The 7278-nt window shown below is 36.9% G+C and carries 10 protein-coding genes and 1 other RNA gene; 8 read left to right on the top strand and 3 right to left on the bottom strand.

Annotation, left to right across the window (positions count from 1 at the left end):
• Positions 1-234 precede the first annotated feature (234 nt).
• Positions 235-627 (top strand): sigma factor-like helix-turn-helix DNA-binding protein, encoded by a 393-nt coding sequence (locus BAQ44_RS01525; RefSeq protein ID WP_000364198.1) that lies wholly within the window; start codon positions 235-237, stop codon positions 625-627.
• Positions 628-662: 35 nt separating this feature from the next.
• On the opposite strand, the gene BAQ44_RS01520 is transcribed toward BAQ44_RS01525, so the two are convergent.
• The 3 genes from BAQ44_RS01520 to BAQ44_RS01510 all read right to left on the bottom strand — a co-directional run bounded on the left by BAQ44_RS01520 (position 663) and on the right by BAQ44_RS01510 (position 2634).
• Complete coding sequence (locus BAQ44_RS01520; protein ID WP_001053583.1) at positions 663-1331, bottom strand: deoxynucleoside kinase; 669 nt, start codon at positions 1329-1331, stop codon at positions 663-665.
• A 2-nt stretch (positions 1332-1333) separates the two neighbouring features.
• Entirely contained in the window at positions 1334-1969 is a 636-nt protein-coding gene (locus tag BAQ44_RS01515; RefSeq protein WP_061680194.1) for a deoxynucleoside kinase, read from the bottom strand.
• Between the two features lie 125 nt (positions 1970-2094).
• Positions 2095-2634 carry a cysteine hydrolase family protein gene (locus BAQ44_RS01510; RefSeq protein WP_063261964.1) on the bottom strand — a complete coding sequence of 180 codons (540 nt, stop codon included), beginning with the start codon at positions 2632-2634 and terminating at the stop codon, positions 2095-2097.
• A 107-nt stretch (positions 2635-2741) separates the two neighbouring features.
• Here BAQ44_RS01510 and tadA point away from each other — a divergent pair, with 107 nt between their 5' ends.
• The 7 genes from tadA to BAQ44_RS01475 all read left to right on the top strand — a co-directional run bounded on the left by tadA (position 2742) and on the right by BAQ44_RS01475 (position 7091).
• Positions 2742-3242: a tRNA adenosine(34) deaminase TadA gene (gene tadA / locus BAQ44_RS01505; protein ID WP_063261963.1), complete on the top strand. Its 501-nt coding sequence runs from the start codon at positions 2742-2744 to the stop codon at positions 3240-3242.
• A 79-nt stretch (positions 3243-3321) separates the two neighbouring features.
• Positions 3322-3586, top strand: an RNA gene (gene ffs, locus BAQ44_RS01500) — signal recognition particle sRNA large type.
• A 132-nt stretch (positions 3587-3718) separates the two neighbouring features.
• The gene (gene dnaX / locus BAQ44_RS01495; RefSeq protein ID WP_071720455.1) at positions 3719-5407 is read left to right on the top strand and encodes a DNA polymerase III subunit gamma/tau; all 1689 of its coding nucleotides are present in this window, start codon (positions 3719-3721) and stop codon (positions 5405-5407) included.
• A 25-nt stretch (positions 5408-5432) separates the two neighbouring features.
• Entirely contained in the window at positions 5433-5759 is a 327-nt protein-coding gene (locus BAQ44_RS01490; protein WP_170930109.1) for a YbaB/EbfC family nucleoid-associated protein, read from the top strand.
• Between the two features lie 14 nt (positions 5760-5773).
• Positions 5774-6370 (top strand): recombination protein RecR, encoded by a 597-nt coding sequence (recR, locus tag BAQ44_RS01485; RefSeq protein WP_000559169.1) that lies wholly within the window; start codon positions 5774-5776, stop codon positions 6368-6370.
• Between the two features lie 14 nt (positions 6371-6384).
• Positions 6385-6606, top strand: a complete 222-nt coding sequence (locus BAQ44_RS01480; protein ID WP_000466019.1) for a YaaL family protein — start codon at positions 6385-6387, stop codon at positions 6604-6606.
• A gap of 215 nt (positions 6607-6821) precedes the next feature.
• Positions 6822-7091: a pro-sigmaK processing inhibitor BofA family protein gene (locus tag BAQ44_RS01475; protein WP_061680191.1), complete on the top strand. Its 270-nt coding sequence runs from the start codon at positions 6822-6824 to the stop codon at positions 7089-7091.
• Positions 7092-7278 lie beyond the last annotated feature (187 nt).

Below are 7278 nucleotides of genomic sequence, written 5' to 3'. Positions count from 1 at the left end.
GGGATCGGTCTTGAAAACCGACAGGCGGCGAGAGTCGCGCGGGGGTTCGAATCCCTCTACCTCCTCCAGATATAATTGACAACAGCGCATATAAGTGGAGATTGGAGAACTCGTTACCAACACGTAACGAGTTTTTATTTTAAAACCAATCATAAAGTATGGTGTAAGGAGATTTCCTCCTTATTACACACTCATATTCCGATGATTATCTTCATAGATATGAAAGGAGTCAACATGGATCTTATTATACAAACGTTTCCTTTAGATGGAAAAACTTTATATTATGTACAATGTCCTGTCTGTAAGAACAATAGAATTTTAAACAGTGGTGCAAATGTTTCACGTATTATTAGCGATGATACATTCCGTAAACTTTGTGGTTGCACTTGTGATGTAAAGCAAACTGCGACAAAAGTAGAAGCGCCAAAAAAAGTTGAAAAAGCAGCTGTAAAGAAAGAAGCTGCTCCAAAACGTACAGGTAAAGTATTAACAGCAGTGATTAACGGGAAAGAAATGACCGTTAAAGAGATTGCTGAAACATACGATATTAGTACAAGTACTGTTCGCCAGCGTATTAATGCTGGAAAACCTGAGAGTGAAATTATTGCTCCGACAAAAAAGAAGTAATTTAATAAAAAAACCCGTGCATATGCACGGGTTTTTTATTTTACAAGTTTACGTGTTTGTTTTAAAAAATGGCCAATTTTTTTAATGATTGGTTCAATTGAATCGCCATCTTTTAAAATATCGTATTCATTAATGTTTAATCGTAAAACAGGGCATGCATTAAAATTATTAATCCAGTTTTCGTAACGGCCATGCATCTCTTTCCAATACTCAATTGGTGTTTGCTGTTCCATCGGACGTCCGCGTTCTTGGATACGATCAACGATATCATCGAAAGAACCTTCTAAGTAAATTAATAAATCAGGATGAGGGAAGTAAGGAGTCATGACCATAGCATCAAATAGACCTTTGTATGTTTCATAATCAGTTTCCGTCATTGTACCTTTTTCATGATGCATCTTTGCAAAAATGCCAGTGTCTTCATAGATAGAGCGATCTTGAACAAAACCGCCACCGTATTCAAAAATTCTTTTTTGTTCTTTAAATCGTTCTGCTAAAAAGTACACTTGCAAGTGAAAGCTCCAGCGTGTGAAATCAGCATAGAACTTGTCCAAGTAGGGGTTAGAGTCTACCTTTTCAAATGATGTGCGATAGCCTAAAGCGTTAGCTAATGCAGTTGTCATAGTTGATTTACCGACACCTACTGTTCCAGCAATCGTGATTACTGCGTCATTTGGTATATCATATTTTTGCCTTAAATTCATTATTATTTCGACTCCTTTAAGAGAGTATTTTGAAGGGCAGATAGGATGACATTTAAATCATCAGGATTTTTTACAAAATCCATATCGTCTCCGTTAAATTTCAATACTGGGATTTCTGGATGATCCTTTTTAAACGTATCCATTGCAGTTTCATAATCTTTTGTGAGCTGTAGTAAGTAATTTGGATCCATATTTTTTTCGAATTCTCTTCCGCGCTTTGCAATTCGTGCTTGTAATGTTTCCAAGCTAGCCGTTAAATAAACGATTACGTTTGGTACAGGCATATCTTGTGTAAGGATACGATAGATTTGCATGTACTTATCGTATTGAGAATCTTTTAATGTACGGGATGCGAAAATTAGATTTTTAAATATATGATAATCTGCTACTACTGGCTTCCTTTGATTCAAATACTTTATGTTAATATCTTCTAATTGTTTGTATCTATTACAAAGAAAGAACATCTCTGTTTGAAAACTCCATTCGTCGATGTCTTCATAGAACTTTCCTAAAAAAGGGTTTTCATCAACAATCTCTTTCAGTAAGTGGAGTTGCATGTGAGTTGAAATTTCCTTCGCAAGTGAAGTTTTTCCAACACCAATTGGTCCTTCAACCGTGATAAATGGTACTCCGGTCACGCTGTTTCCTCCTTTCAATCAGTGATTTACCGTGGCTACTAAAAACACAAAACAGAATTATTGTAGCACAAGAGGGAAGCGAGCGGGTTAATTTGATATAAAAAGTTAGAAAATAGATATATGTATTAATGAATTTTTATTTGAGATGACGGCACTATATTTGCTTTTAATGTGGCTTCCATTATTTTTAAAGCATGTAAGTTATCCTGATCATGATTAGAGGCAATACAGTCCTGTGGTACATACAGTGTATAATTTCTCATATGAGCATCGTTAGCTGTAAAGAGGATACATATATTCCCTGCGACTCCTGTTAATATTAGATTTTCTATTTTTAAATAGCCTAATAAAGAATTTAAAGGTGTTTCATAAAAAGCGGAGTAATGTGGTTTAATAAAAATGTAATCATCGGAATTTGGGGCAATCTTACGAATGATATTTTCGCTATACTCATTTGTACAATGAGTAATTAGTTGGTCAATATCAGATCTCCAAAGTTGATAATGGTCATTAACATAAATTATGGGATAACCAAGGGATTTCATTGTTTTCTTTAATTGTAGAATAGGGTTTGTTATAATTTCGCATTTTTTGGCTAGGGTGGGCCCGTGTGAAAATTGAAAGTCATTAATCATATCGATAATGAGTAAGGCAGTATTCTTCATATGTAATCCCCTCTCTTTTTTATTAGGGTGGATTGAATTTGTAAAAGTTATCCCATGTGTAGTAAATGGAAATTAGTGTACGTTATTTGTAATGAAAGGACTATGGTATGGAACACGATCAAGATATTTATTTTATGCAGTTAGCAATAGAAGAAGCTAAAAAGGCAGAGGCAATACAAGAAGTACCGATTGGTGCAGTTATAGTGTTAGATGGTGAAGTAATTAGTGTTGCTCATAATTTAAGGGAAACCGAGCAAAGATCAATAGCGCACGCTGAGTTACTAGCTATTGATGAGGCGTGCAAAAAATTAGGGACATGGCGTTTAGAAGATGCGACATTATATGTAACATTAGAGCCTTGTCCGATGTGTGCGGGTGGAATTGTTTTATCGCGAGTGAAGCGAGTTGTATATGGTGCAAGTGATCCGAAAGGTGGATGTGCAGGGACGTTGATGAATCTTTTAACGGATGAACGCTTTAATCATCAGTGTGAAGTAGTGGCTGGTGTGTTAGAAGAAGAATGCGGTACGTTGTTAACAAACTTTTTTAGAGAGCTTCGAAAAAAAAGAAAAGCGAGCAAGAAATTAGAGAAAAGCAAAGAGAATTAACGTATTTGCATTTTATAAAAAAACAAGTTATACTGATAATGCCTTTAATGAAGGCAACCGAATATTGGTTTTAACTTTGCCGTGCTAAGCGGGGAGGTAGCGGTGCCCTATACTCGCAATCCGCTCTAGCGAGGCCGAATCCCTTCTCGAGGTTATGTTGCTGTAAGGTCTGCCTTAAGTAAGTGGTGTTGACGTTTGGGTCCTGCGCAACGGGACCCCGTGAACCTTGTCAGGTCCGGAAGGAAGCAGCAATAAGCGGGTCTTCTCGTGTGCCGCAGGAGTGCCTGAACCGAGCTAACTGCTTGAGTAACGCTTATGGTACGTAATCGACAGAAGGTGCACGGCAGTTATATATGTATACAAAACTCACCTTAATATTAAGGTGGGTTTTTTGTATAGAAAATAACTTTTGGAATCTATAAACAGAATGGGTTATAATAAATGAGATAATAACCTTTGAGGGAGGCCGTATTTTCGTGTCATACCAAGCGTTATACCGAACATGGAGACCGCAAAAATTTGAAGATGTAGTTGGTCAAAAGCACGTGACAAAAACGTTGCAAAATGCCCTTCTTCAAGAGAAAGTTTCACATGCTTATTTATTTTCTGGGCCGAGGGGAACAGGAAAAACGACAATTGCAAAAGTGTTTGCAAAAGCAATCAACTGTGAACATGCTCCGGTAGCTGAACCTTGTAATGAATGTCCTTCTTGTTTGGGGATTACACAAGGATCCATTTCAGATGTATTAGAAATTGATGCGGCTTCAAATAACGGTGTAGATGAAATTCGAGATATTAGAGATAAAGTAAAATATGCTCCAAGTGCTGTAGAATATAAAGTATACATTATTGATGAAGTTCACATGCTTTCTATGGGTGCCTTCAATGCGCTTTTAAAAACGTTAGAAGAGCCGCCAGGACATGTCATCTTTATTTTGGCGACAACAGAACCGCATAAGATTCCGCCTACAATTATTTCACGTTGCCAACGTTTTGAATTTCGAAAGATATCAGTAAATGATATTGTTGAGAGATTATCGACAGTTGTGACGAATGAAGGTACGCAAGTAGAAGATGAGGCGTTACAAATTGTTGCACGTGCTGCTGAGGGTGGTATGCGTGATGCGCTTAGTCTTATTGATCAGGCAATATCTTATAGTGATGAGACAGTTACGACAGAAGATGTATTAGCTGTGACAGGTTCTGTTTCCCAGCAATACTTAGGTAACTTAGTAGAATGTATACGTGAAAATGATGTATCAAGAGCATTACGTATCATAGATGAGATGATGGGTAAAGGGAAAGATCCAGTTCGTTTTATGGAGGATTTCATTTACTATTATCGTGACATGCTTTTATATCAAACTTCACCACAACTGGAACATATGTTGGAACGAGTAATGGTAGATGAGCAATTCCGGATGCTAAGTGAAGAAATGCAACCGGAAGTAATCTATGAAATCATTCATACTCTTAGTAAGGGACAACAGGAAATGAAGTGGACAAATCATCCGCGAATTTTCTTAGAAGTTGTTATGGTACAACTGTGTCAACAATTTATGATGCAAGCGAACGGTGCAGATCGTTTACAAGCAATTATGAACAGGATGCAGCAATTGGAGAAAGAGTTAGAAGAATTCAAAAAGAATGGTGTGCCGGCTGGTGTGCAGCAGGAAGTCAGAGAGACACGTGCAACACCAAAGCCAGTGCGTACAGGTAGTATGAAGATTCCTGTCGGACGTGTAAATGAAGTGTTAAAGCAAGCGAAACGTCAGGATTTAGAACAATTAAAAGCTGTGTGGGGTGAGTTGTTAGGAAGACTCAAAGCATACAACAAAGTAGCGTTTGCTGTTTTATTAGAAAATAGCGAACCGGTAGCGGCTTCGGATGATACTTACGTGTTAGCGTTTCAATATGAGATTCACTGTAAAATGGCAAGCGAAAACCGAGAAGCTATGGATACAGTGGAACAAGCCTTATTTGAATTGCTAAGTAAAAGATTAAATATGATTGCCATTCCAAAAAGTGAATGGGGTAAAATCCGTGAAGATTTTTTACAGCGTGAAGGTGGAAATGCTGAAGAAAGCCCAGAGAAAAAAGAAGACCCTCTTATAGAAGAGGCGGTAAAATTAGTAGGGCAAGAACTTATTGAAATAAAAGAGTAATAATAATTAGGAGGAATTAATTATGATGCGTGGCGGAATGGGAAATATGAATAACATGATGAAACAAATGCAAAAAATGCAAAAAGATATGGCGAAAGCGCAAGAAGAACTTGGCGAAAAAACAGTTGAAGGTACAGCTGGTGGCGGTATGATCACAGTTATTGCAAATGGTCATAAGCAAATTCTTGAAGTGAAAGTTAAAGAAGAAGTTGTAGATCCAGAAGATATCGAAATGTTACAAGACTTAGTGTTAGCTGCAACAAATGATGCACTTAAAAAAGCTGATGAACTTTCAAATTCTACAATGGGTAAATTTACAAAAGGCTTAAACTTACCGGGTGGAATGTTCTAGGAGGATATTGATATATGCATTATCCAGAACCGATATCAAAACTAATTGATAGTTTTATGAAGTTGCCAGGGATCGGACCGAAAACAGCGGTTCGCTTGGCATTTTTCGTATTAGATATGAAAGAAGATGATGTGTTAGGTTTTGCAAAAGCGCTTGTGAATGCGAAGCGAGATTTAGCGTATTGTTCTGTATGCGGACATATTACTGACCGCGACCCTTGTTATATTTGTAACGATTCACATCGAGATCAATCGGTTGTTTGTGTTGTGCAGGAACCGAAAGATGTAATCGCAATGGAAAAGATGAAAGAGTATCAAGGTGTATATCATGTGTTACGTGGTGCGATTTCTCCAATGGAGGGAATTGGACCAGAAGACATTAATATCCCGCAACTTTTAAAGCGACTGCACGATGAAACGGTACAAGAAGTAATATTGGCAACAAACCCTAATATTGAAGGGGAAGCTACAGCGATGTATATATCCCGCCTCTTAAAGCCGACAGGTATTAAAGTAACTCGTATTGCACATGGTCTGCCAGTGGGTGGAGATTTAGAATATGCAGATGAGGTGACACTGTCGAAAGCGTTAGAAGGTCGTAGAGAAGTATAAGAGGAGAAACAAAAATGTTCTTTCAAAAAAAGGGTAAATTGCGCAAAGAGTATGATGATAAATTAATCGTACTATTAGAAAAGGTGAAGAATGAATGGTTACGTCAGAAGAGAATGGTTGAACAAAGTGTGGAACCATCTCAAGATGTGATTTGTTCTTTGAAAATAGCAGAGGCGAAATATTTCTTCTTGTTAAAAGAAGCAAAACGTCGCCCTGTAAAAATGGAACAATGGTAAAAGGTTCTGCTGAAAAAGCAGAACCTTTTATTTTATTTGTTAAACATTTAGTGGTTACTTCGTTCGGAAAGGACGAATAGTGGTTTTTATGAAGGAAGTGTTGTCAAATAAAGGTGAACAAGATAAAACGACTGGAGTTATGTGATACATGTTCTTTTTTATCGTCTTGTCCCATACAAATGAGTGTGTATAGGTCATTCATAAGGAGGAAGAAAATGAATTCTACAATTGTTATTGTCGGTATTCTTACTCTAGTTTTTATTTTTCTTGTTTTTGGTGTTTCTTCAAAGCCATTACGTTTTATAGGAAAAGCGCTTTTTCATGTTACTTTAGGAATAGCATTACTATTTATCGTAAATGTTATAGGAACATATTTTGATTTTCATATTCCAATAAACTTGGGTACAGCAGCAATCACAAGTTTATTAGGTCTACCCGGTGTTGCTGCATTAGTGGTTATTAAGCTTTATATCATGCCAAGATAAAATTATTTTGGCATTTTTTTAAAAAGTGTTGACGAACAAATGATTAATATGATAAATTAATAAGCATCGTCAGGAACGAAAGAAAAAAGTTGTTGACAGATTTAACGCGAAATGTTAAGTTATAAAAGTCGCTGAAACGCGATGTTGAACTTTGAAAACTAAACGAAACAAACAACGTGAAACGTCA

Source organism: Bacillus mobilis (assembly GCF_001884045.1).
Classification (GTDB): domain Bacteria; phylum Bacillota; class Bacilli; order Bacillales; family Bacillaceae_G; genus Bacillus_A; species Bacillus_A mobilis.
Note: the sequence above shows the minus strand (reverse complement) of the source record. Positions and strands in the feature narration are given on the sequence as shown.